This window comes from Ottowia pentelensis, assembly GCF_964341695.1.
Genome location: NZ_OZ224513.1, coordinates 1,354,842 through 1,374,144 on the forward strand (window position 1 = coordinate 1,354,842; position 19,303 = coordinate 1,374,144).

At 70.9% G+C, this 19,303-nt stretch carries 20 protein-coding genes; 11 read left to right on the forward strand and 9 right to left on the reverse strand.

What is annotated here, in order from left to right; genetic code table 11:
• The first annotated feature begins 19 nt into the window (after nt 1–19).
• From ACWHMB_RS06545 to ACWHMB_RS06565, 5 genes are read left to right on the forward strand one after another with little or no spacing between them, the layout of a single operon-like run.
• Nucleotides 20–628 carry a TetR/AcrR family transcriptional regulator gene (locus tag ACWHMB_RS06545; protein WP_377480722.1) on the forward strand — a complete coding sequence of 203 codons (609 nt, stop codon included), beginning with the start codon at nt 20–22 and terminating at the stop codon, nt 626–628.
• Nucleotides 625–1,776 (forward strand): efflux RND transporter periplasmic adaptor subunit, encoded by a 1,152-nt coding sequence (locus ACWHMB_RS06550; protein ID WP_377480719.1) that lies wholly within the window; start codon nt 625–627, stop codon nt 1,774–1,776. The genes ACWHMB_RS06545 and ACWHMB_RS06550 overlap by 4 nt, the downstream gene beginning before the upstream one ends.
• On the forward strand, nt 1,773–2,972 hold the full coding sequence (locus tag ACWHMB_RS06555) for an ABC transporter permease (protein ID WP_377480715.1): 1,200 nt from the start codon (nt 1,773–1,775) through the stop codon (nt 2,970–2,972). Before ACWHMB_RS06550 ends, ACWHMB_RS06555 begins: the two co-directional genes overlap by 4 nt.
• 5 nt (nt 2,973–2,977) lie before the next feature.
• Complete coding sequence (locus ACWHMB_RS06560) at nt 2,978–3,688, forward strand: ABC transporter ATP-binding protein (RefSeq protein ID WP_377480822.1); 711 nt, start codon at nt 2,978–2,980, stop codon at nt 3,686–3,688.
• 39 nt (nt 3,689–3,727) lie between these two features.
• Nucleotides 3,728–5,272, forward strand: coding sequence for an efflux transporter outer membrane subunit (locus ACWHMB_RS06565; protein ID WP_377480712.1), 1,545 nt, complete (start codon nt 3,728–3,730; stop codon nt 5,270–5,272).
• Nucleotides 5,273–5,413: 141 nt separating this feature from the next.
• Here the strand turns inward: ACWHMB_RS06565 and rpsT are convergent, their stop codons facing one another.
• Nucleotides 5,414–5,716 (reverse strand): 30S ribosomal protein S20, encoded by a 303-nt coding sequence (gene rpsT, locus ACWHMB_RS06570; protein WP_377480709.1) that lies wholly within the window; start codon nt 5,714–5,716, stop codon nt 5,414–5,416.
• Between the two features lie 109 nt (nt 5,717–5,825).
• On the opposite strand from rpsT, the gene murJ reads away from it, so the two are divergent.
• Both murJ and ACWHMB_RS06580 read left to right on the forward strand, forming a co-directional pair.
• Nucleotides 5,826–7,379, forward strand: a complete 1,554-nt coding sequence (murJ, locus tag ACWHMB_RS06575) for a murein biosynthesis integral membrane protein MurJ (protein ID WP_377480706.1) — start codon at nt 5,826–5,828, stop codon at nt 7,377–7,379.
• 59 nt (nt 7,380–7,438) lie between these two features.
• Nucleotides 7,439–8,293 (forward strand): SirB1 family protein, encoded by an 855-nt coding sequence (locus ACWHMB_RS06580; RefSeq protein WP_377480703.1) that lies wholly within the window; start codon nt 7,439–7,441, stop codon nt 8,291–8,293.
• 13 nt (nt 8,294–8,306) lie between these two features.
• Here ACWHMB_RS06580 and ACWHMB_RS06585 read toward each other — a convergent pair whose 3' ends face one another.
• On the reverse strand, nt 8,307–9,455 hold the full coding sequence (locus ACWHMB_RS06585; RefSeq protein WP_377480700.1) for a cytochrome P450: 1,149 nt from the start codon (nt 9,453–9,455) through the stop codon (nt 8,307–8,309).
• Between the two features lie 71 nt (nt 9,456–9,526).
• The gene (locus ACWHMB_RS06590; protein WP_447648480.1) at nt 9,527–10,360 is read right to left on the reverse strand and encodes an isocitrate lyase/PEP mutase family protein; all 834 of its coding nucleotides are present in this window, start codon (nt 10,358–10,360) and stop codon (nt 9,527–9,529) included.
• Between the two features lie 135 nt (nt 10,361–10,495).
• Here ACWHMB_RS06590 and ACWHMB_RS06595 point away from each other — a divergent pair, with 135 nt between their 5' ends.
• Nucleotides 10,496–11,020 (forward strand): peroxiredoxin family protein, encoded by a 525-nt coding sequence (locus ACWHMB_RS06595; RefSeq protein ID WP_377480694.1) that lies wholly within the window; start codon nt 10,496–10,498, stop codon nt 11,018–11,020.
• Between the two features lie 6 nt (nt 11,021–11,026).
• Here ACWHMB_RS06595 and ACWHMB_RS06600 read toward each other — a convergent pair whose 3' ends face one another.
• Together ACWHMB_RS06600 and ACWHMB_RS06605 are read right to left on the reverse strand one after the other, a co-directional pair.
• Complete coding sequence (locus tag ACWHMB_RS06600; protein WP_293222777.1) at nt 11,027–11,416, reverse strand: MAPEG family protein; 390 nt, start codon at nt 11,414–11,416, stop codon at nt 11,027–11,029.
• Nucleotides 11,416–12,363, reverse strand: coding sequence for an MBL fold metallo-hydrolase (locus ACWHMB_RS06605; RefSeq protein ID WP_377480690.1), 948 nt, complete (start codon nt 12,361–12,363; stop codon nt 11,416–11,418). Before ACWHMB_RS06605 ends, ACWHMB_RS06600 begins: the two co-directional genes overlap by 1 nt.
• Before the next feature lie 110 nt (nt 12,364–12,473).
• Between ACWHMB_RS06605 and ACWHMB_RS06610 the strand changes: the two genes are divergently transcribed.
• Nucleotides 12,474–12,995, forward strand: coding sequence for a hypothetical protein (locus tag ACWHMB_RS06610; RefSeq protein WP_377480687.1), 522 nt, complete (start codon nt 12,474–12,476; stop codon nt 12,993–12,995).
• On the opposite strand, the gene ACWHMB_RS06615 is transcribed toward ACWHMB_RS06610, so the two are convergent.
• Genes ACWHMB_RS06615 through ACWHMB_RS06625 form a run of 3 tightly spaced genes read right to left on the reverse strand, consistent with a single transcriptional unit; the run spans nt 12,996 to nt 15,602 of the window.
• Nucleotides 12,996–13,937, reverse strand: coding sequence for a pseudouridine synthase (locus tag ACWHMB_RS06615; protein WP_377480685.1), 942 nt, complete (start codon nt 13,935–13,937; stop codon nt 12,996–12,998). It lies immediately after the preceding gene.
• A gap of 10 nt (nt 13,938–13,947) precedes the next feature.
• The gene (gene trmB, locus ACWHMB_RS06620; protein ID WP_377480682.1) at nt 13,948–14,673 is read right to left on the reverse strand and encodes a tRNA (guanosine(46)-N7)-methyltransferase TrmB; all 726 of its coding nucleotides are present in this window, start codon (nt 14,671–14,673) and stop codon (nt 13,948–13,950) included.
• Entirely contained in the window at nt 14,670–15,602 is a 933-nt protein-coding gene (locus tag ACWHMB_RS06625) for an inositol monophosphatase family protein (RefSeq protein ID WP_377480679.1), read from the reverse strand. Before ACWHMB_RS06625 ends, trmB begins: the two co-directional genes overlap by 4 nt.
• A gap of 203 nt (nt 15,603–15,805) precedes the next feature.
• Here ACWHMB_RS06625 and ACWHMB_RS06630 point away from each other — a divergent pair, with 203 nt between their 5' ends.
• The gene (locus ACWHMB_RS06630) at nt 15,806–16,234 is read left to right on the forward strand and encodes an Hsp20/alpha crystallin family protein (protein WP_377480676.1); all 429 of its coding nucleotides are present in this window, start codon (nt 15,806–15,808) and stop codon (nt 16,232–16,234) included.
• Nucleotides 16,235–16,469: 235 nt separating this feature from the next.
• Entirely contained in the window at nt 16,470–17,885 is a 1,416-nt protein-coding gene (gene dnaB, locus ACWHMB_RS06635) for a replicative DNA helicase (protein WP_377480673.1), read from the forward strand.
• Nucleotides 17,886–18,012: 127 nt separating this feature from the next.
• Here dnaB and ACWHMB_RS06640 read toward each other — a convergent pair whose 3' ends face one another.
• Complete coding sequence (locus tag ACWHMB_RS06640; protein WP_377480670.1) at nt 18,013–19,209, reverse strand: amino acid aminotransferase; 1,197 nt, start codon at nt 19,207–19,209, stop codon at nt 18,013–18,015.
• Nucleotides 19,210–19,303 lie beyond the last annotated feature (94 nt).

Sequence of the window (19,303 nt, forward strand, 5' to 3'; positions counted from 1 at the left end):
TTCATGACGCTGCCCGACCATGACCGAACGCGCACGACACCTGCCGGCCGACGAGCGGCGCGCAGCCACCGTGGCGGCCCTGATCGACCTGGCCGCCCGGCAAAACCCGAGCGACATCACCACCGCCGCCATCGCCGAGCGCATGGGCCTGACCCAGGGAGCGCTGTTTCGGCACTTCCCGAGCAGGGACGCGATCGTGCAGGCCTGCATGACCTGGGTCAGCGAGCGCCTGTTGGCCCGCATCGACCAGGCGGCCGCGCAGGCCGCTGGCCCGGCCGCCGCGCTGGAGGCCATGTTCATGGCGCACATCGACTTCGTCGCCCGGCACCCGGGCGTGCCGCGCCTGCTGTTCGGCGAGCTGCAGCGCGCCGACGACAGCCTGCCCAAGCAGATGGTGCGCACGCTGCTGCAGCAGTACGGCGTGCGCCTGCGCCGACTGCTCGACGCCGGCAAGGCGCAGGGCAAGTTCGACCGCGCGCTCGACGTGGACGCGGCGGCGGTGCTGTTCATCGGCACCATCCAGGGTTTGGTCATGCAGTCGCTGCTGGCGGGCAAGGTGGGCCAGATTCGCCACGCGGCGCCGGGAGCGTTCGCCATCTACCGCCGCGGCATCGGGAGTGCGCCATGAAATTTCCACGCCTGCAACGCCGCACGCTCACGCTGCTGGCCGTCACCGTGCCGCTGGCGGTGCTGTTCGCCTACGTCGCCCTGCGCTCGGGGCCGCTGGCGCCGGTGGCCGTGACGGTGACGCAGGTCGAATCGCGCAGCATCGCGCCGGCGCTGGCCGGCATCGGCACGGTGCAGGCGCGCTACACCTACAAGATCGGCCCCACCGGCGCCGGGCGCGTGCGCCGCGTCGACGTGCAGGTGGGCGATCACGTGGCCGCCGGCCAGGTGCTGGGCGAGATGGACCCGGTCGATCTGGACGAGCGCCTGCGCGCGCAGCAGGCCGCCATCGTCAGCGCCGACGCGGCCCTGCGCCAGGCCGAGGCCAGGCAGGTCTTTGCCCGCACGCAGGCGGCGCGCTACGAGCAGCTGCTGGCGGCGCGTGGCACCAGCGAGGAGCAGGCCGTCATCAAGCGCCAGGAGCTGGCGCTGGCCGATGCCGCGCTGGTGGCGGCGCGCGCCGACGGCGCCCGGCTGCGTGCCGAGTTGCAGGCGGTGCGCGCGCAGCGCGGCAACCTGGTGCTGGTGGCGCCGGTGGCCGGACTGGTGGTGGCGCGCGACGTCGATCCCGGCACCACGGTGGTGGCCGGGCAGGCGGTGATCGAACTCATCGACCCGGCCAGCCTGTGGGTGGACACGCGCTTCGACCAGATCGCGGCCGAGGGGCTGGCGGCCGGCTTGCCGGCCAAGGCGGTGCTGCGGTCGCGACGCGGCCAGGCGCTGGACGCCCGCGTGCTGCGCGTGGAGCCGCGCGCCGACGCCGTGACCGAGGAAACGCTGGCCAAGCTGAGCTTCGATGCGCCACCGGCCTCCTTGCCGCCGGTCGGCGAGCTGGCCGAGGTGACCGTGCAATTGCCCGCGCTGGCCGCGGCGCCCGCCATTCCGAACGCGGCGCTGCGCACCGTCGGCGGCCAGCGGGGCGTCTGGAAAATGACCGACGGCAAGCTGGCCTTCGCGGCGGTGACACCTGGCCGCGGCGACCTGGACGGCTGGGTCCAGGTGGCGCAGGGCCTGGCCGCGGGCGAGCAGGTGGTGGTGTACAGCGAGAAGACCCTGAGCGCGCGCAGCCGCATCCAGGTGGTCGAGCGCATTGCCGGGGTGTCGCCATGATCAGCCTGGCCGGGCGCGACATCCTGCATGCCTGGGGCAAGTTCATCTTCACCGGGGTCGGCCTGGGCTTGTTGATCGGGGTCACGCTGACCATGGCCGGCGTGTACCGGGGCATGGTCGACGACGGCAAAGTGTTGCTCGACGCGAGCGGGGCCGATCTGTGGGTGGTGCAGAAGGACACGCTGGGGCCCTATGCCGAGTCGTCCAGCGTGCCGGACGACCTGTGGCGCGGCATTCGCGCCATGCCCGGCGTGGCGCAGGCGGTCAACGTGACCTACCTGACGATGCAGGTCGGCCAGGGCCAGCGCGACGTGCGCGCCATGGTGGTGGGCATCACCGCCGGCGGTCCGGGCGATCCGGGCTGGCCGCCGCAGCTGGTGGCCGGCCGGCAGATCACGCGCGGCCACTACGAGGCGGTGGCCGACCTGGCCTCGGGGTTTCAGCTGGGCGACGAGCTGAAGATCCGGCGCAACCACTACCGCGTGGTCGGCCTCACGCGCCGCATGGTGTCCTCGGGCGGCGATCCGATGGTGTTCATCCCGCTCAAGGACGCGCAGGAAGCGCAGTTTCTCAAGGACAACGACGCCATCCTGATGCAGCGGCGGCGCACCGAGGCCAACCCGGCCTTCAACCGTCCCGGCGTGCCCGGCCTGCTCGATGCCGTCATCGCCACCCAGACCAGCAACAGCTCGGTCAACGCCGTGCTGGTGCGCGCCCAGCCCGGCTTCGCGCCGGCGCAGGTGGCCGAGCCGATCCGGCGCTGGAAGCGCCTGACGGTATACGACCGCGCGCAGATGGAAGGCATCGTGCTGGGCAAGCTGATCGCCACCTCGGCCAAGCAGATCGGCATGTTCCTGGTGATTCTGGCGCTGGTCAGCGCGGCCATCGTCGCCTTCATCATCTACACGCTGACGATGGACAAGATCCGCGAGATCGCCGTGCTCAAGCTGATCGGCACGCGCAACCGCACCATCGCCGGCATGATCCTGCAGCAGGCGCTGGTGCTGGGGCTGATCGGCTTCGTGGTCGGCAAGATCAGCGCCACCTTCGCGGCGCCCATCTTTCCCAAATACGTGCTCCTGGTGCCCGAGGACTCGATCGCCGGCTTCTTCGCCCTGATGGCGATCTGCGTGCTGGCCAGTCTGGTGGCGATCCGCATGGCGCTGAAGGTCGATCCGGCCGAGGCGATCGGGTGAGCACCATGGCCGGCAAGGGCATTCGCATCGAGGGGCTGTCCAAGCGCTACGGCAGCGGCGACACGGCCGTGCTGGCGCTGCGGGACGTGAACATGCAGGTCGCGCCGGGCGAGGTGGTGGGCCTGATCGGGCCTTCGGGTTCGGGCAAGAGCACGCTGCTGAAGTGCCTGGGCGCGGTGATCGACCCCACGGCCGGCCGCATGACGCTGGGCGATGAGGTGATCTACGACGACGGCTGGAAGGTGCGCGATCTGCGCGCGCTGCGGCGCGACAAGATCGGCTTCGTGTTCCAGGCGCCCTACCTGATCCCGTTTCTCGATGTCACCGACAACGTGGCGCTGCTGCCGATGCTGGCCGGCGCGTCCAACGACGAGGCGCGCAAGCGGGCGCTCGAGCTGCTGACGGCGCTGGACGTGCAGCACCGCGCCCAGGCCATGCCGGCGCAGCTTTCGGGTGGCGAGCAGCAGCGCGTGGCGATCGCGCGCGGCCTGGTCAACCGCCCGCCGGTGATCCTGGCCGACGAGCCGACGGCGCCCCTCGATTCGCAGCGCGCCATGGCCGTGGTGCGCATTCTCAACGACATGGCGCGCAAGTACGAGACCGCCATCATCGTCGTCACGCACGACGAAAAGATCATTCCCACCTTCAAACGCATCTATCACATCCGCGACGGCGTGACGCACGAGGAGGCGGGGGAGGGGCGGGCGCTCGATTGAGCGCTGCCAATCGAGCGCCAGGCGCTCAAGGAGTCGGACATGAGACGCAACACTGCCTGCATCGTCACGCCGCGCTATGGGCTCGCTGTCCCGCCGGGCGCCGGCCGAGGCGCCGGCGCACCCCCGCACATGGTGCCGGTGCTGGCCACGCTGGCCGCGCTCGGCCTGCTGGTCGGTTGCGCCGCCGGCCCTGATTTTCAGCGCCCGCCGGCGCCGAAGGTGGCTGCTTACACGGCGACGCCCTTGCCGGCGCAGACGGCATCGGCCGCCACCGATTTGGGCGGGACGCAGAGCCTCGGGGTGGGCGCGCCGGTGCCGGCGCAATGGTGGCGCAGCCTGGGTTCGCGGCGGCTGGACGACTGGATCGAGCAGGCCTTCGCCGCCAGCCCCACGCTGGCGGCGGCCGAGGCCACCTTGCGCCAGGCCGACGAGACCTACGCCGCGCAGGCCGGATCGACCCTGTACCCGCAGGTCAGTGGCAACCTGGGGGCGCAGCGCCAGCGCCTGAACCCCAGCGTGCAGGGTCAGGCCGGCGATGCGCGCGAATTCAATCTGTACAGCGCCAGCGTCGGCGTGCGCTATCGGCTCGACCTGTCGGGCGGCAATCGGCGCGCGCTGGAGGCACTGGCGGCGCGCACCGATCATCGACGCCAGCAGTTGGAGGGCGCGCGCCTGACGCTGGCGGGCAGCATTGCCGCCACCGCCATCGGGCGCGCCCGGCTGGCCGGGCAGATTGCCGCCACCGAGGCGCTGCTGGGCGTGCAGCAGGAACAGCTGGGCCTGACGCGCGAGCGCGTGCGCCTGGGCCAGGCCGCGCCCGACGAACTGCTGGCCTTGCAGGCGCAGATCGAGCAGACGCGCGCCGGCGTGCCGCTGTTGCGCAAGCAGCTCGATCAAAGCGAGCACGGGCTGGCCGTGCTGGCCGGCCAGGCGCCGGGGGTGACGCCGGTGCCGGATTTCACCCTGGCCGAATTCAGCTTGCCCGCCGTCATGCCGGTGGTGCTGCCGTCCGAACTGGCGCGCCGCCGTCCCGACATCCAGGCCGCCGAGGCGCTGCTGCACGCCGCCAACGCCGAGCACGGGGTGGCGGTGGCCAAGCTGTACCCGCAGATCGAACTGAGCGCCAGCCTGGGCAGCCAGGCGCTGACGGCGGGGGCCTTGTTCGGCGGCGCCTCGGCCGCCTGGGCGCTGCTCGGGCAGTTGACGCAGCCGCTGTTCAACCCCGGCTTGCCGGCCGAGCGGCGCGCTTCGCTGGCGGCGCTCGATGCCGCCGGGGCCAACTACCAGGGCGTGGTGCTGGGCGCGCTGCGCGAGGTGGCCGACGCCTTGCGCGCGCTTGACCACGATGCGCAGGCGCTGGCCGCCCAGGCAGCGGCCGACGGCGCGGCACGCGAGGCCCTGCGCTCGGTCGAGCGGCAATATGCGCTCGGTGCCGCCGGCTACGTGCAGGTCTTGCTGGCGCGGCAGCAGGCGCAGCAAAGCCAGGTCGGCCTCGTTGCGGCGCAGGCGCAGCGGCTGGCCGACAGCATCGCGCTGTACCAGGCCTCGGCCGGGACGCCGAATGCCGGCGCGCCCGGTGCCTGAGCGGCGCCACTCAGAGCGGCACCGCCCGGAAACGAAAAAACCGCCCGAAGGCGGTTCTTGTGCTGTTTGCCGACAGCGCACCCGATTCAAACGGCGGAGCGGGTCAGGGGATGACCGCTCCGGGCGGATGAAGGGCTGGACTCAGGCCGTGGCCTGGGTCAGCGCCTTGAGCTTGGCCGACAGGCGGCTCTTGTCGCGCGCCGCCTTGTTCTTGTGGAAGATGCCCTTGTCGGCCACGTTGTCGACCACCGACTGCATGATGGCGAAGGCGGCCTGCGCCTTGGTCTTGTCGCCGGCCAGCACGGCCTTCTCGACGTTCTTGACCGAGGTGCGGTATTTGGAGCGCAACGAGGTGTTCGCGGCGTTCAGCGCGACGTCCTGACGCGCGCGTTTGCGGCCCGACGCCAGGCGCGGGTTCTTTTTCTTGGGCTTTCCAGCAGCCATTTCAATGTTCCTTTGGGTTTGAGGATGTTGTCGGCAAACCGCGCATTCTACTCTTTTGCGGGCTTGGGCGGGCGGCGGCTACACTGCAGGGCCTTGCCGAGAGCCCCTCGTGAGCCTGTTCAAAGCCGCTTCCACCGTTTCCCTGCTCACCCTGGCCTCGCGCATCACGGGCCTGGTGCGCGATTTGCTGATGGCCTCGGTGTTCGGCGTCAACGGACTGACCGACGCCTTCAACGTCGCCTTTCGCATTCCCAACCTGCTGCGGCGCCTGTTTGCCGAGGGCGCCTTCAGCCAGGCCTTCGTGCCGGTGCTGGCGCGCAGCCGGGCCAGTGCGGGCGACGCCGCCACGCACCAGCTGATCGACGCCGTGGCCACCGTGCTGGCCTGGGTGCTGGTGGCCGTGACCGTGCTGGGCATCGTCGCGGCGCCGGCGCTGGTGTGGGCGCTGGCCAGCGGGCTCGACGGCCCCAGCTTCGACGCCGGCGTGCTGATGACGCGCTGGATGTTCCCGTACATCGGCTGCATGTCGCTGGTCGCCCTGTCGGCCGGCATCCTGAACACGTGGCGGCACTTTGCCGTGCCGGCCGCCACGCCGGTGCTGCTGAACCTGGCGATGATCTTGGCGGCCTGGCTGGGTGCGCCTTGGCTGGCGCGCCGGGGCGTGGAGCCGATCTACGCCATGGCCGGCGGCGTGCTGGTCGGCGGCCTGCTGCAACTGGCGGTGCAGGTGCCGGCGCTGGCGCGCCTGGGCCTGCTGCCACGCATCGGCCTGTGGCCCGCGCGCGTACGGTCGGCCTGGCGCGACGCGGGCGTGCGGCAGGTGCTCGGCCTGATGCTGCCGGCGCTGCTGGGCGTGGGCGTGGCGCAGCTGTCGCTGCTGATCAACACGCAGATCGCCTCGCATCTGGCGGTGGGCAGCGTGACCTGGCTGTTCTACGCCGACCGGTTGATGGAGTTTCCGACCGCGCTGCTGGGTGTGGCGCTGGGCGTGGTGCTGACCCCGCAGCTGGCGGCGGCGCGCGCCAGCGGCGACGATGCGCGCTATTCGCAGCTGCTGGACTGGGGCCTGCGGCTGGTGGTGCTGCTGACCGTGCCCTGCGCCGCGGCGCTGCTCAGCTTCGCCACGCCGCTGATCGCCACGCTGTTCCACCACGGGCGCTTTTCGGCTCACGACGTCGAGCGCACCGCTTTCGCTCTGACCCTGTACGGCGTGGGCCTGCTGGGCCTGGTGGCGGTGAAAGTGTTGGCGCCGGGCTACTACGCCAGCCTGGACATCCGCACGCCGGTGAAGATCGCGGTGGCGGTGCTCATCATCACGCAGGCGTTCAATGCGCTGTTCGTGCCCTTTCTGCAGCACGCGGCGCTCACGCTGTCGATCGGCCTGGGGGCCTTGATCAATGCCGCCTGGCTGCTGCACGGGCTGGTGCGTCGTGGCCACTTCCGGCCGGCGCCGGGCTGGGGGCGCTTCGGCCTGCAAGTGGCCATGGCCACGGTCGTGCTGACGGCCTTTTTGCTGTGGGCGGCGCGCCACTTCGACTGGCTGGCCACGCCGACGTGGCCGCGCGTCGGCCTGCTGGGTGGGGTGGGCCTGGGCGCGGCGCTGATCTACTTCGGCACCCTGGCGCTCAGCGGCCTGCGCCTGCGCACCCTGCTTCGGCGTTGACGCGCCGCTCGGGCTACAGTCACGGGGACGACGCTGCGCCAGCAGCCCGCAGGGCACGCATGCAACACGACTGGGCCACACCGACCCCTCTTCAGTACTTCGCCGTTCTGGTGCAGAGCGACGACGACCTGCCGTTGCTGGAGGCGGCGGCCAGCCTGGCACAGGACGACTGGCCCGAGCTGGACGTGCAGCAGGTGCTGGCCGACGTGGATCAGCTGGCGGCGCGCCTGCAGCGGCAGGTGAGCGGGCAGGCGCCGGTGTTCGACCGGCTGAGCGCGCTGGGGCAGTTCTTTTTCGGCGAGCTGGGATTTGCCGGCAACGCCAACGATTACTACGCGGTCGAAAACAGCTACCTGCACCGGGTGCTGCACACCCGCCGCGGCATTCCGATCTCGCTGGCCGTGCTGTGGCTGGAGCTGGCGCGCAGCATCGAGCTGGCGGTCGATGGCGTGAGTTTTCCGGGCCACTTCCTGGTGCAGGCCCATCTGGACGAGGGGCGCGTGGTGATCGACCCCTTCACCGGCCAGTCGCTGAGCCAGGGCGAGTTGCGCGAGCGGCTGGACGAATGGACGCGCCCGGCCAGCGGCCCCGGTTTTGCGCAGGAACTGCCACTCACCTTGTTTCTGGAAGGCGCCACGCCACGCCAGATCCTGGCGCGCATGTTGGGCAACCTCAAGCACATCCACCACAGCGCGCAGGACTGGCAGCGCGCGGTGGCGGTGCAGGACCGGCTGATCACCCTGCTGCCGCGCGCCTGGGACGAATACCGCGAGCGCGGCCTGGCCCTGGCCGAGCTGGGCGAGCTGCAGCGCGCGCGCGCCGACCTGGCGGTGTACTTGCGCCAGGCCGACCAGGCGCCCGACCGCGACCACATTGCCGAGCGCCTGCGGGCGTTGGGTGGCGATTTGATTTGAGCAGCACGCCGCTTCAGCGCAGGCGGATGCGCAGCTGGGCGTAGCCGGCGTCGGGCGGCGCGGCGCGCGTGGGCGTGTGCCCGGCGGGCAGCGCGATCGACTTCGTGCGGATCAGCACTTCTTCCATCAGCAGGCGCAATTCCAGCCGGGCCAGCGGCGCCCCGGGGCACACGTGGATGCCCGTGCCATACAGCAGATTGAGGGCCGGGTCACGGTCCAGGCGCAGGCAATCGGGCTCCGCCAGCGCCCGCGGGTCGCGGTTGGCCGCGATCCAGTTGAGCGACAGGCGCGTGCCGGCGGGCAGGGGGCGCCCGCCCAGTTCCACGGCACGGGTGGTGACGCGCCGGTTGGCCGGCAGCGGTCCGTCGCGGCGCAGCACCTCGTCGATGGCGGCCGGCAGCAGCGTCGGCTCGTCGCGCAGGCGCTGCTGCCAGTCGGGCTCGGTGGCCAGCCAGTGCAGCAGGATGCCGACCGAGGCGGCAATGGTGCCGATCTCGCCCACCGTCCAGTTGCGCAGCACGCTGGACAGCTCGCGCAGGTCCAGCGGCCGGCCGTCGATTTGCACGTGCATCAGCTCGGTGCTGATGTCCTGCGTGGGCGGCGCGCCGGTGCGTGCGTCACGCACGCGCTCGACGAAGGCCTCGAACTCGCGCGCCACGGCGGCGGTCTGCTGGCGATCGCCCGAACGCGTGGCGGCGTGGCTGCGCTGCAACCAGTCCAGCAGCTCGTCCTGGATCAGCTCGGGCCAGCCCAGAAAGGCCGATTGCACGCGGGCGGCAAAGGGCAAGGCCAGCTCGCGGCCGACGTCCACGTCGCCCAGGGTCAGCGCCTCCTGCACGGTGCGCACCGCCAGCCGGCGGCACTGGGGCCCGAAGTGGCGGATGCGCTGGGGCGCGAAGAACGGGTCCAGCGCCCGCCGATAGGCGGTGTGGCGCGGCGGGTCGTAGCCGTTGGGCACGGCCGGGTGGGCCGACACCGCGCTGCTGAAGGTGGCGGGGTCGTGCAGCACGCGCAGCACGTCGGCGTGACGCAGCACGGTGGCCGTGCCGCTGCGGTCGAAGGCGACCGGGCAGCGCTCACGCAGGGCGTCGACGGCGGCGCGCGGGTCGGCCTGCACTTCGGCGGCAAGGGGGTCCCAGTCGGGCTTGGGGGGGTGGGTCATGACGCGATCTCGAACCGGCAGATTGGCGCATTGCCGCCGGCATGGTTTTGCGCTGGGTCAAGCCGGCCAGTTCAATGGCGCAGCAGGCGGTTCAGCTCGCCCCCTGGCGCGGCGCCCGCAAAACCATCGAACCGGCCCTCGGCCAGCGCGTCGGCCGCGTGCTGAAAGCCGGCCCAGGCGGCGCGTGCCAGGCCGCCGCCCACGCTGACGCGGCGCACCCCCAGGGCGGCCAGGTCGGCCAGGGTCAGCGCGCCCGGCGCGGTGTAGAGCACGTTGACGGGTTTGGGTGCCACAGCCGCCACCACGGCGGCCATCTGCTCGCGCGTGGTCAAGCCCGGCGCATACAGGCAGTCGGCGCCGGCCTCGGCGTAGGCGCGCAGGCGGCGGATGGCATCTTGAAGGTCGGGCTGACCGGCAAAGAAGTTTTCCGCGCGGCCGATCAGCATCACGTCCTGGCCCGAGGCGTCGATGGCCGCGCGCGCCGCGCGCATGCGGGCCACGGCGACGGGCAGTTCGAACAGGGGGCGGGCGGCGTCGCCGGTCGAGTCCTCGATCGACAGGCCGGCCACGCCGGTGTCGATGGCCAGGCGCACGTGGCGCGCCACGCCCTCGGGGTCGTCGGCAAAGCCCTTCTCGAAGTTGGCGTTGACGGGCAGCTCGGTGGCCGCCACCAGCTCGTGCAGATACTGCAGCACGGCCTCCAGCGGCATCTGGCCGTCGGCGCAGCCGCGCGACCAGGCCGCGCCCGAGCTGGTGCTGGCCAGCGCCTTGAAGCCGCGCTGCGCCAGGTAGCGCGCCGAGCCCACGTCCCAGGGGTTGGGCAGGGCGAAGCAGCCGCTGGCGTGCAACTGGCGAAAGGCGGCGCGGCGGTCCGCGATCTGGGCCGGGGTGGGGGCGTGGGTCATGTCGAAGTCTCCTGCGTGCCATCGTAGCCGTGCGCGCGCCGCCTCGGGCCGGGCGGTGCGGCGAAGCATCACCGCGCGCAGGGCTGCCCGAGCCCGATGGGTCTGGCGGCGCGCCGGCCTGCCGATAATCGGGCCATGGCTGCCATCGGCGGCGGCCGAAGGGCGAACGTGGCACATGCATCGACCCCGCAGGCTTATGGGCCTCCCGCGCCCGAGTGGGAGGTGGCGCAGTGGTTCAACCGCGACACACCTTTGACGCTGGCCGATCTGCGCGGCCAGGTGGTGATGCTGCATGCGTTCCAGATGCTGTGCCCGGCCTGCGTGCGCTTGGCCACGCCGCAGGCGCAGCAGGTGCACGAGCAGTTCGGCGGCCAGGGCCTGACGGTGGTCGGGCTGCACACCGTGTTCGAGCACCACGAGGCGATGCGGCCGGTGTCGCTGGAGGCCTACATCCACGAGAACCGGCTGCGCTTTGCAATCGGGGTGGACCAGCCGGACGGTCACGGCGGCCTGCCGCGCACGATGCGCACCTACGGCATGCAGGGCACGCCGACGCTGATCCTGATCGACCGCCAGGGACGCGTGCGCCAGCACAGCTTCGGCCACGTGCCCGATTTGGCGCTGGGGGCAGCCTTGGGCACCCTGCTGGCCGAGGGATAAAGCGCGTCAGCGCATGGCGGCGCCGATCAGCCCCGCCGCCAGCAGGATGCCGGTGGCCAGCACGGTGAGCAGAAAGCCCGGCGCGCGCCGGGCGGGGTCTTGCATGTAGCGCTGGCGGTACAGCGCGCGGCCGACCAAATACACCACGCCGATGGGCGCGATCACGGCCTGCGGCCAGTAGGTGCCGGCGATCAGCAGCGCGGGCAGGAAGCCGACCAACTGCTCCAGCGTGTTCATCTGCACCCGATAGGCGCGCTCGAACATCTCGTGGCCGGTCACGGCCGGCGCCTTGATGCCGTACTGCACGCGCGCGCGGCCGACCTTGACGCCGAAGTAAAAGAACTGGATGACGGCCAGCAGGGCCACGATGTGGATCAGGTTCATGTTGGGGTTCATCAGGCGCCGTTGCGCAGGTGGGTGGCATCTTGCAGCAGCGCGCCGCGCGCCAGCAGCGGCGCCAGCACGGCGTGCTGCAGCCAGTCGCCCCAGGCCAGGTCGGGGCGATGCTGCCGGTGCAGGCGGTGCAGGATGGGCGCCGCGTCGGCCCAGGCCAGGAAGGCGTCGCGCGGCATGACCTCGGCGTCTAGCAGCTGGTACTTGACCATCACCTTGGCCGCATGCAGCGCGTGCTGCGCCGGGTGCGCCCGAAGTTGCTGCACGCGCGTGCGCGCCTGGCCCAGGGCGTGCGCGATGCCGCCGTCGGCGCGGGCGATGGGGCCGCCGTGGCCGGGCACCACCCACTCGGGCTGCAAGGCCTCGACGGTTTGCAGCGTGCGCTCGAAGGGCTCGAAGCCCTCGTCGCCGTCGAACTCCGGAAAGATCACGCCCACGCCGTGCTCCCACAGCGCATCGCCGGCGATCAGGATGCGCGCGGCGGGCTCGAACAGCAGCACGGCCTGGTTGTCGTGACCGGGTGCCGCGTGGATCTGCCAGTCGCGGCGGCCCAGTCGCACCGTGTCGCCGGGGCGCAGGCCGTGCTGGGCGACGAAGCGCGCGCAGCGCTGGCCGGTGACGCCGAAGCTGAGGGCGCTTTCGTCCCAGCCTTGCACGACCGCCAGCGACACCTGCGGCACCCAGGTGCGCGCTTGCGGCCAGGCGGCCTGCAGCGCGGCCGTGCCGCCGCAATGGTCGCTGTGCAAATGGGTGTGGGCAATGCGCGCCAAGGGCTGGTCGCCCAGCGCCTGTTGCATCAGGGCTACGGTTTGCCCGGCGTCCTTGACGTAGCCGGTGTCGACCACGGCGGGCTCGTCGCCCCGGCACAGGACGTTGGTGGACGACAGCCAGCCGCGATCGAAGACCAGGACGTCGTCGCCGATCGGGATGGGAGGGGAAGGGGTGGACATACCCAAAAAGGTTTAATCAAACGGCCAAAACGGCCAAAAATGCCACACAATCCAAACCAAGCCCGAACTTTATGTAACGTTCGGCGACGTCGAATGGAGTGCCTGTGCTGATGCAGTTTATCCAAAGGGCCCGCTGGCCCGTGTTGACGCGCGAGGCGCGCCTGCGGCGCTTGCGCGGGGCCGCCCGGCTGGTGATGCGGCACGTGGGCCTGGCCGGCCAGTGCGACTGCGTGCTGACGCGCGATCAGTGGGGGCAGCACGGCGTGCTGCTGCACATCGAAACGCCGCAGTGCGTGCCGCCGGCCGAGCGGCCGCAGCTGCAGGCCTATTTCCAGCGCAAGCTGTGCGAGCTGGGCGAGTTGGGCGAGCGCGGCCTGCTGCGCCTGCACGTCGTGGACGGCGAGGACCAGGCCCGCGTGGGCGAGCAGCCGGTTGGGCACGTCAGTTCGCGCCGCGTGGCGTCCATGTTGCGCCGCGCCAACCCCGAGGCGGCGCCCCCGCCGCGCCAGGCCGACCGGGTGACGCAGTTGCGCCAGCACCTGAGCGCACGCCGGCGTCAGCGCATCGACAGCGACTTTGCCCCGCTGCAGGGCTTGACCCTGACCGAACTGAGCCCGCTGGCCGACGCCTGATCACGCGCCACCGTCCGGCCAGCGGCCCTGCGCGGCCGCCAGTTGCAGGCTGGAGCGGAAGGCGCGCGCTTGCCCCGTGACGGGGTCGGTGAAGGCCAAGGCGCGCGCCAGCAGCTGCAGCGGCCGCTGCCAGTCGTCCACGCCGGCGGCGTGGCGCACGGCAGGGTAGAAGGCATCGCCCAAGATGGGGCGGCCCAGCGCCGCCATGTGCAGGCGCAGCTGGTGGCGCTGGCCGGTGACGGGCCGCAGGTGGTACAGCGCGTGGCGGCCCAGCCCCTGGGCGCAGGCCAGCTCGCTCACGCTGTTGGGCTCGCCCGGCACTTCGCGGCTGATGAAAAAGCGCGCGGGGTCGGGTTCGAGCCGGCTGGCGTATCGGCGCGGCAGGGCCAGTTCGGGCCGGTGCGGCGCTACCGCCTCGTAGAGCTTGTGCACGGCACGGGCGCGAAACAGCGCCTGGTAGGCGTCGCGGGTGTGCGGCTGCACGGCCAGCAGCACCAGGCCGGCGGTGTCGCGGTCGATGCGGTGCACGGGACTCAGCAGCGGCAGGCCCAGGCGGTGGCGCAGGCGCGCCAGCAGGCTTTGGCGCGCAAAGCGGCCGCCGGGCGTGACGGGCATGAAGTGCGGCTTGTCGGCCACCACCAGCCACTCGTCCTGAAAGACGATGGATTCGTGCCCGGGCAGCGCCGGCTCCTGCGCGTGCCAGCGCCAGTAGTGCAGGCGCCGGCCGTGCGGGCAGGGCGCGTGCGGGGCCAGGCGCTGGCCGGTCTCGTCCAGCACCTCGCCGCCGGCCAGACGGGCGTGCCAGTCGGCGCGCGACAGCGCCGGCAGGCGCTCGGCCAGAAAGTCCAGCACCGTCGGCCAGGCACCGGCCGGCACGGCCACCGTGCTGGCGGCCACGCCCTCGCGCAGCGGCAGGTCGACGGCGCCGGCGCGGCGGCTCATGGGCGCGGCCTCAGGCGCGCTGGAACACCAAATCCCACACGCCATGCCCCAGGCGCAGGCCGCGCAGCTCGAACTTGGTGAGCGGCCGGTAGTCGGGGCGCGGCGCGTAGCCCTCGGCGGTGTTCACCAGCAGCGGCTCGGCGCCCAGCACCTGCAGCATCTGCTCGGCGTAGGCCTGCCAGTCGGTGGCGCAGTGCAGGTAGCCGCCGGGCGCCAGGCGCAGCGCCAGCTCGTGCACGAAGGCCGGCTGGATCAGGCGGCGCTTGTGGTGGCGCTTCTTGGGCCAGGGGTCGGGAAAGAAGATGTGGATGCCGTCCAGCGTGCCGGGGGCGATCATGTCACGCAGCACCTCGACCGCGTCGTGCTGGACGATGCGCACGTTGGACAGCTGCAGCGCGTCGACCAGCTTGAGCAGCGCGCCCACGCCGGGCTCGTGCACCTCGCAGCCGATGAACCGCGTGTCGGGCTTGAGCGCCGCGATGTGCGCCGTGGCCTGGCCCATGCCGAAGCCGATCTCCAGCACGGTTTTTAAGTGATTTTGGCCGCTGGCCCGCTCCTGATCTGCGCAATACGCTATCAAATCAGGAATTGTCGGGTCGTAGGGCAGCACGTAGCGCGGCCCCAGATCGGTCAGCGCGCGCGCCTGGCCGGTGGTCATGCGGCCGGCGCGGGTGACGAAGCTGCGCACCGCGCGCGGGTGCGCCACGCCCGTGGCGCTGTCCTCGGGAGTGCTCATTCGGCGCCGGTGTCGGGTTCGGACGCGCTGTGCAAGAACGCCTCGGTCGCGCCCACCTCGTGCTTGCGCAGCGACAGCGAGCCCTTGCGTTCGCCCGCCGCGGCGGCGCCGGCCTGGCCCTGATAGCGCGAGTGCTTGTGCAGCACCGACACCAGCTGGGCGTACACGCGCGGCGTGGCGGCCAGGCATTCGCCCTGCTCCAGGGTGTCGCCCACCTCGCCGGTGAAGTTGCCGATCAGCCCGCCGGCCTCGGTCACCAGCAGCGAGCCGGCGGCCACGTCCCAGGGCTTGAGGCCGGTCTCGAAAAAGCCTTCGGAATAGCCGGCGGCCACGTAGGCCAGGTCCAGCGCGGCGGCGCCGGGGCGGCGCAGGCCGGCGGTGTGGCGCATCAGCTCGCCCATCAGGCGCAGGTAGCCGTCGAAGTCGTCGCCCTTGCGGTACGGAAAGCCGGTGGCGATCAGGCTCTCGGCCAGGCGGGTGCGCTTGCTGACGCGGATGCGCCGCTCGTTGAGGAAGGCGCCGCGCCCGCGCGTGGCGGTGAACAGGTCGTTGCGCGTGGGGTCGTACACCACCGCCTGCTCGACGCGGCCGGCCACTGCCAGCGCGATGCTGATGCAGTAGACCGGAAAGCCGTGGATGAAGTTGGTGGTGCCGTCCAGCGGGTCGATGATCCACACGTGGTCGGAGCGCGAATTGCCGTGCGTGCGGCCGGACTCCTCGGCCAGGATGCCGTGCTGCGGGTAGGCCGTCAGCAGGGTTTCGATGATGGCGTCCTCGCTGGCGTGGTCGACTTCAGTGACGAAATCGTTGGCGCGCTTTTGCGAGATGCGAACGGCCTCGATGTCGAGCGCGGCGCGGTTGATGATGGCGCCGGCGGCGCGGGCGGCCCGAATGGCCACGTTGAGCATGGGGTGCAGGGAGGACGACATGATTTGTGCGAAGAGCTGCGGCGAAAGAGCCGCCAGACCGCGCCCGATGGCGGCGGCAAAACGCGTATTTTCCCACGTCGGAGGCGGGTGTGACGCGGCGGTGTCGCGCGCCGGGATGTGCGGACCGCGGGTCTTGAAAGCGGTCGCCCGGCCCCGAGATACGGCTCATGCGGCGATGACGCCGCGCTCATCAGGAGAATTTCATGGCCAATCCAGTGATCCGCAACAGCCTGTTCGACGACTTCTTCCGCGACGTCGCGCCGGGCTATTTCATCAAGCCCCTGCACGGCGACCCCTTGCCCCGCGCGGCGCAGATCCGCGTCGACGTCAAGGAGTCGGACACCGGCTACGTGGTGCTGGCCGAGGTGCCGGGCGTCGGCAAGGACGACATCCAGGTGTCGATCGACGGCGGCGTCGTCGCCCTGCGCGCCGAGATCAAGCAGCAGGACAGCCCCTCCAGCGGCGAGAAGCTGTTGCGCGGCGAGCGCTACTACGGCGCCGTGGCGCGCAGCTTTCAGCTGCCGGCCGAGGTCGACCCCGCGCAGGCCAAGGCCAGGTACGACAGCGGCGTGCTGACGCTGACCCTGCCCAAGAAGCTGCCCAGCGCCGCCCAGCGCCTGACCATCGAATAAATCGCCCGGCGCTTCGCCAACGCACGGCGTCCCATGCCCCGCATGGGGCGCCGTGTGCCTTGGGGCCGGACCAATACCGGGTTCATCACCGGGTATCAACGGCTTGTTCACAGACTTGTGCGGTGACGGGCGGCCGCCCAGCGCGTAGGATCGGGCCGCTTTGGGGCGAGGCATGGGCGCCGTGCGTGCCAATCGCCCAGCCTCCAGTCCGCCGCACCGTTTCAGCCGCCTTCGCATGTCCTCCGTTTTCGATCCTTCCTACGCCGGCCTCGGCGACGACGCGCCACTCGACCGCCAGGTCGCCCAGCTGCGCATTCCGCCGCATTCGATCGAGGCCGAGTCCAGCGTGCTGGGCGGCCTGCTGCTGGACAACGGTGCCTGGGACCGCGTGGGCGACGTGCTGATCGAGGGCGACTTCTACCGCTACGAACACCGGCTGGTGTACGGCGTGCTGGCCAAGCTGGTGGGCGAGAGCAAGCCGGCCGACGTGATCACCGTGCACGAGGAGCTGCAGCGCCAGGGCAAGGGCGACGAGATCGGCGGCCTGGCCTACCTGAACGCGCTGGCACAGTACGTGCCCAGCGCCAGCAACATCCGCCGCTATGCCGAGATCGTGCGCGAGCGCTCGATCCTGCGCCAGCTCGTCAGCGCCAGCGACGACATCGCCACCAGCGCCTTCAGCACCCAGGGCCGCGCGGTGGCCAGCATCCTGGACGACGCCGAAAGCAAGATCTTCAAGATCGGCGAGCAGAGTTCGCGCATGAAGCAGGGCTTTCAGGCCATGGACAGCCTGGTGGTCAAGCTGCTCGACCGCGTGCAGGAGATGGCCGACAACCCCAACGACGTCACCGGCGTGCCCACGGGCTTCTACGACCTGGACCGCATGACCGCCGGCCTGCAGGCGGGCGACCTGGTGGTGCTGGCCGCGCGCCCCTCGATGGGCAAGACGGCGTTCGCCATCAACATCGCCGAGCACGTGGCGCTGAACGAAGGCCTGCCGGTGGCCGTGTTCTCGATGGAAATGGGCGCCTCGCAGCTGGCGGTGCGCATCGTCGGCTCGATCGGCCGCATCGACCAGGGCCACCTGCGCACCGGCCGCCTGACCGACGAGGAGTGGCCGCGCCTGACCGAGGCCATCGAGCGGCTGCGCAACGTCAGCCTGCACATCGACGAGACGCCGGGCCTGACCCCGGCCGAGCTGCGCGCCAACGCGCGCCGCCTGGCGCGCCAGTGCGGCAAGCTGGGGCTGATCGTGGTCGACTACCTGCAACTGATGAGCGGCAGCAGCAGCGGCGACGAGAACCGCGCCACCGAGCTGGGCGAGATCTCGCGCGGCCTGAAGGCGCTGGCCAAGGAGCTGGAATGCCCGGTGATCGCGCTGTCGCAGCTCAACCGCAGCGTCGAGCAGCGCACCGACAAGCGCCCCATGATGAGCGACCTGCGCGAATCGGGCGCCATCGAGCAGGACGCCGACATCATCATGTTCATCTACCGCGACGACTACTACAACAAGGACTCGCGCGAGCCCGGCGTGGCCGAGATCATCATCGGCAAGCAGCGCAACGGGCCCACGGGCACCGTCAAGCTGGCCTTCATCAAGCCGCTCACGCGCTTCGAGAGCCTGGCGCCGGGCAGCAACGACGATTATTGAGTGTTTTTTGGTTCTGGCCGGCGTCAGTAAAGCGCGGACAGCTATCAAAATAATAGTTTCTGGTTCGCCCACAGCATGAAAAAAGCCGCGATGATTCGCGGCTTTTTGCTGCGCGCGGGGCGCCGGCTTACATCACCTTGGCGATCGACTGGCAGACGTAGTCGATGTTCTTCTCGTTCAGCGCCGCCACGCACATGCGGCCGGTGTCGGTGCCGTAGACGCCGAACTCGTTGCGCAGGCGCACCATTTGGTCCTTGGACAGGCCCGAGTAGCTGAACATGCCCACCTGGGTGGTGATGAAGCCCATGTCCTTCTTCACGCCGGCGGCCTTCAGGCCCTTCACCAGCGCCTGGCGCATGGCCTTGATGCGGGTGCGCATGCCGGCCAGCTCCTGCTCCCATTGCGCGCGCAGCGCGGCGTCGCCCAGCACCGTGGCCACCACCGCGCCGCCGTGCGTGGGCGGGTTGCTGTAGTTGGTGCGGATCATGATCTTGAGCTGGCTGAGCACGCGCGCGGCCTCTTCCTTGTCGGTGCACAGCACCGACAGCGCGCCGACGCGCTCGCCGTACAGGCTGAAGCTCTTGGAAAACGAGGTCGAGACGAAGAAGGTCAGGCCCGCGGCAACGAACTTGCCGATCACCGCGCCGTCCTCGGCGATGCCGTCGGCAAAGCCCTGGTAGGCCATGTCCAGGAAGGGCGTGAGGCCGCGCGCCTTGACGGCGGCAATCACCTGGTCCCACTGCGCGGGCGTGATGTCGTAGCCGGTGGGGTTGTGGCAGCAGGCGTGCAGCACCACGATGGTGCCGGCCGCGGCGGCCTGCAGGTCGGCCAGCATGCCGTCGAAATCGAGCTGGCGCGTGGCGGCGTCGTAATAGCGGTAGGTGCCGACCTCGAAACCCGCCTGCGTGAACAGGGCACGGTGGTTTTCCCAGCTGGGATCGGAAATCAGCACCTTGGCCTTGGGATTGAGGTGCTTGAGGAAGTCGGCGCCGATCTTCAGCGCGCCGGTGCCACCCAGGCCCTGCACGGTAGCGACGCGGCCCGAGCGGTAGGGCTCCGAGTCGGCGCCGAACACCAGCTTCTTGACGCCGTCGTCGTAGGCGGCGATGCCGTCGATGGGCAGGTAGCCGCGCGGCTTGGGCGTGGCCATCATGGCCTTTTCGGCGGCCTGCACGCAGGCCAGCAGCGGCAGCTTGCCGTTTTCGTCGAAGTACACGCCCACGCCCAGGTTGACCTTGTTGGGGTTGGTGTCGGCGGCAAATTGCTCGTTCAGGCCCAAGATGGGGTCGCGCGGGGCGAGCTCGACGGCGGAAAACAGCGACATGAGAAAAATCCTTGCGGTGGGAGCGCCAGCGGGTGGCAAGAAACGGCCGACTGGGTTAGCCTAGCCGGTTCGCCCGAAATTTTACGGCGCGTTT

Coding starts and splice junctions, on each gene's coding strand:
- ACWHMB_RS06545 (WP_377480722.1), top strand. CDS start 20: ATGACCGAACGCGCACGACACCTGCCGGCCGACGAGCGGCGCGCAGCC.
- ACWHMB_RS06550 (WP_377480719.1), top strand. CDS start 625: ATGAAATTTCCACGCCTGCAACGCCGCACGCTCACGCTGCTGGCCGTC.
- ACWHMB_RS06555 (WP_377480715.1), top strand. CDS start 1,773: ATGATCAGCCTGGCCGGGCGCGACATCCTGCATGCCTGGGGCAAGTTC.
- ACWHMB_RS06560 (WP_377480822.1), top strand. CDS start 2,978: ATGGCCGGCAAGGGCATTCGCATCGAGGGGCTGTCCAAGCGCTACGGC.
- ACWHMB_RS06565 (WP_377480712.1), top strand. CDS start 3,728: ATGAGACGCAACACTGCCTGCATCGTCACGCCGCGCTATGGGCTCGCT.
- rpsT (WP_377480709.1), bottom strand. CDS start 5,716: ATGGCTGCTGGAAAGCCCAAGAAAAAGAACCCGCGCCTGGCGTCGGGC.
- ACWHMB_RS06580 (WP_377480703.1), top strand. CDS start 7,439: ATGCAACACGACTGGGCCACACCGACCCCTCTTCAGTACTTCGCCGTT.
- ACWHMB_RS06585 (WP_377480700.1), bottom strand. CDS start 9,455: ATGACCCACCCCCCCAAGCCCGACTGGGACCCCCTTGCCGCCGAAGTG.
- ACWHMB_RS06590 (WP_447648480.1), bottom strand. CDS start 10,360: ATGACCCACGCCCCCACCCCGGCCCAGATCGCGGACCGCCGCGCCGCC.
- ACWHMB_RS06595 (WP_377480694.1), top strand. CDS start 10,496: ATGGCTGCCATCGGCGGCGGCCGAAGGGCGAACGTGGCACATGCATCG.
- ACWHMB_RS06600 (WP_293222777.1), bottom strand. CDS start 11,416: ATGAACCCCAACATGAACCTGATCCACATCGTGGCCCTGCTGGCCGTC.
- ACWHMB_RS06605 (WP_377480690.1), bottom strand. CDS start 12,363: ATGTCCACCCCTTCCCCTCCCATCCCGATCGGCGACGACGTCCTGGTC.
- ACWHMB_RS06610 (WP_377480687.1), top strand. CDS start 12,474: ATGCAGTTTATCCAAAGGGCCCGCTGGCCCGTGTTGACGCGCGAGGCG.
- ACWHMB_RS06615 (WP_377480685.1), bottom strand. CDS start 13,937: ATGAGCCGCCGCGCCGGCGCCGTCGACCTGCCGCTGCGCGAGGGCGTG.
- trmB (WP_377480682.1), bottom strand. CDS start 14,673: ATGAGCACTCCCGAGGACAGCGCCACGGGCGTGGCGCACCCGCGCGCG.
- ACWHMB_RS06625 (WP_377480679.1), bottom strand. CDS start 15,602: ATGTCGTCCTCCCTGCACCCCATGCTCAACGTGGCCATTCGGGCCGCC.
- ACWHMB_RS06630 (WP_377480676.1), top strand. CDS start 15,806: ATGGCCAATCCAGTGATCCGCAACAGCCTGTTCGACGACTTCTTCCGC.
- dnaB (WP_377480673.1), top strand. CDS start 16,470: ATGTCCTCCGTTTTCGATCCTTCCTACGCCGGCCTCGGCGACGACGCG.
- ACWHMB_RS06640 (WP_377480670.1), bottom strand. CDS start 19,209: ATGTCGCTGTTTTCCGCCGTCGAGCTCGCCCCGCGCGACCCCATCTTG.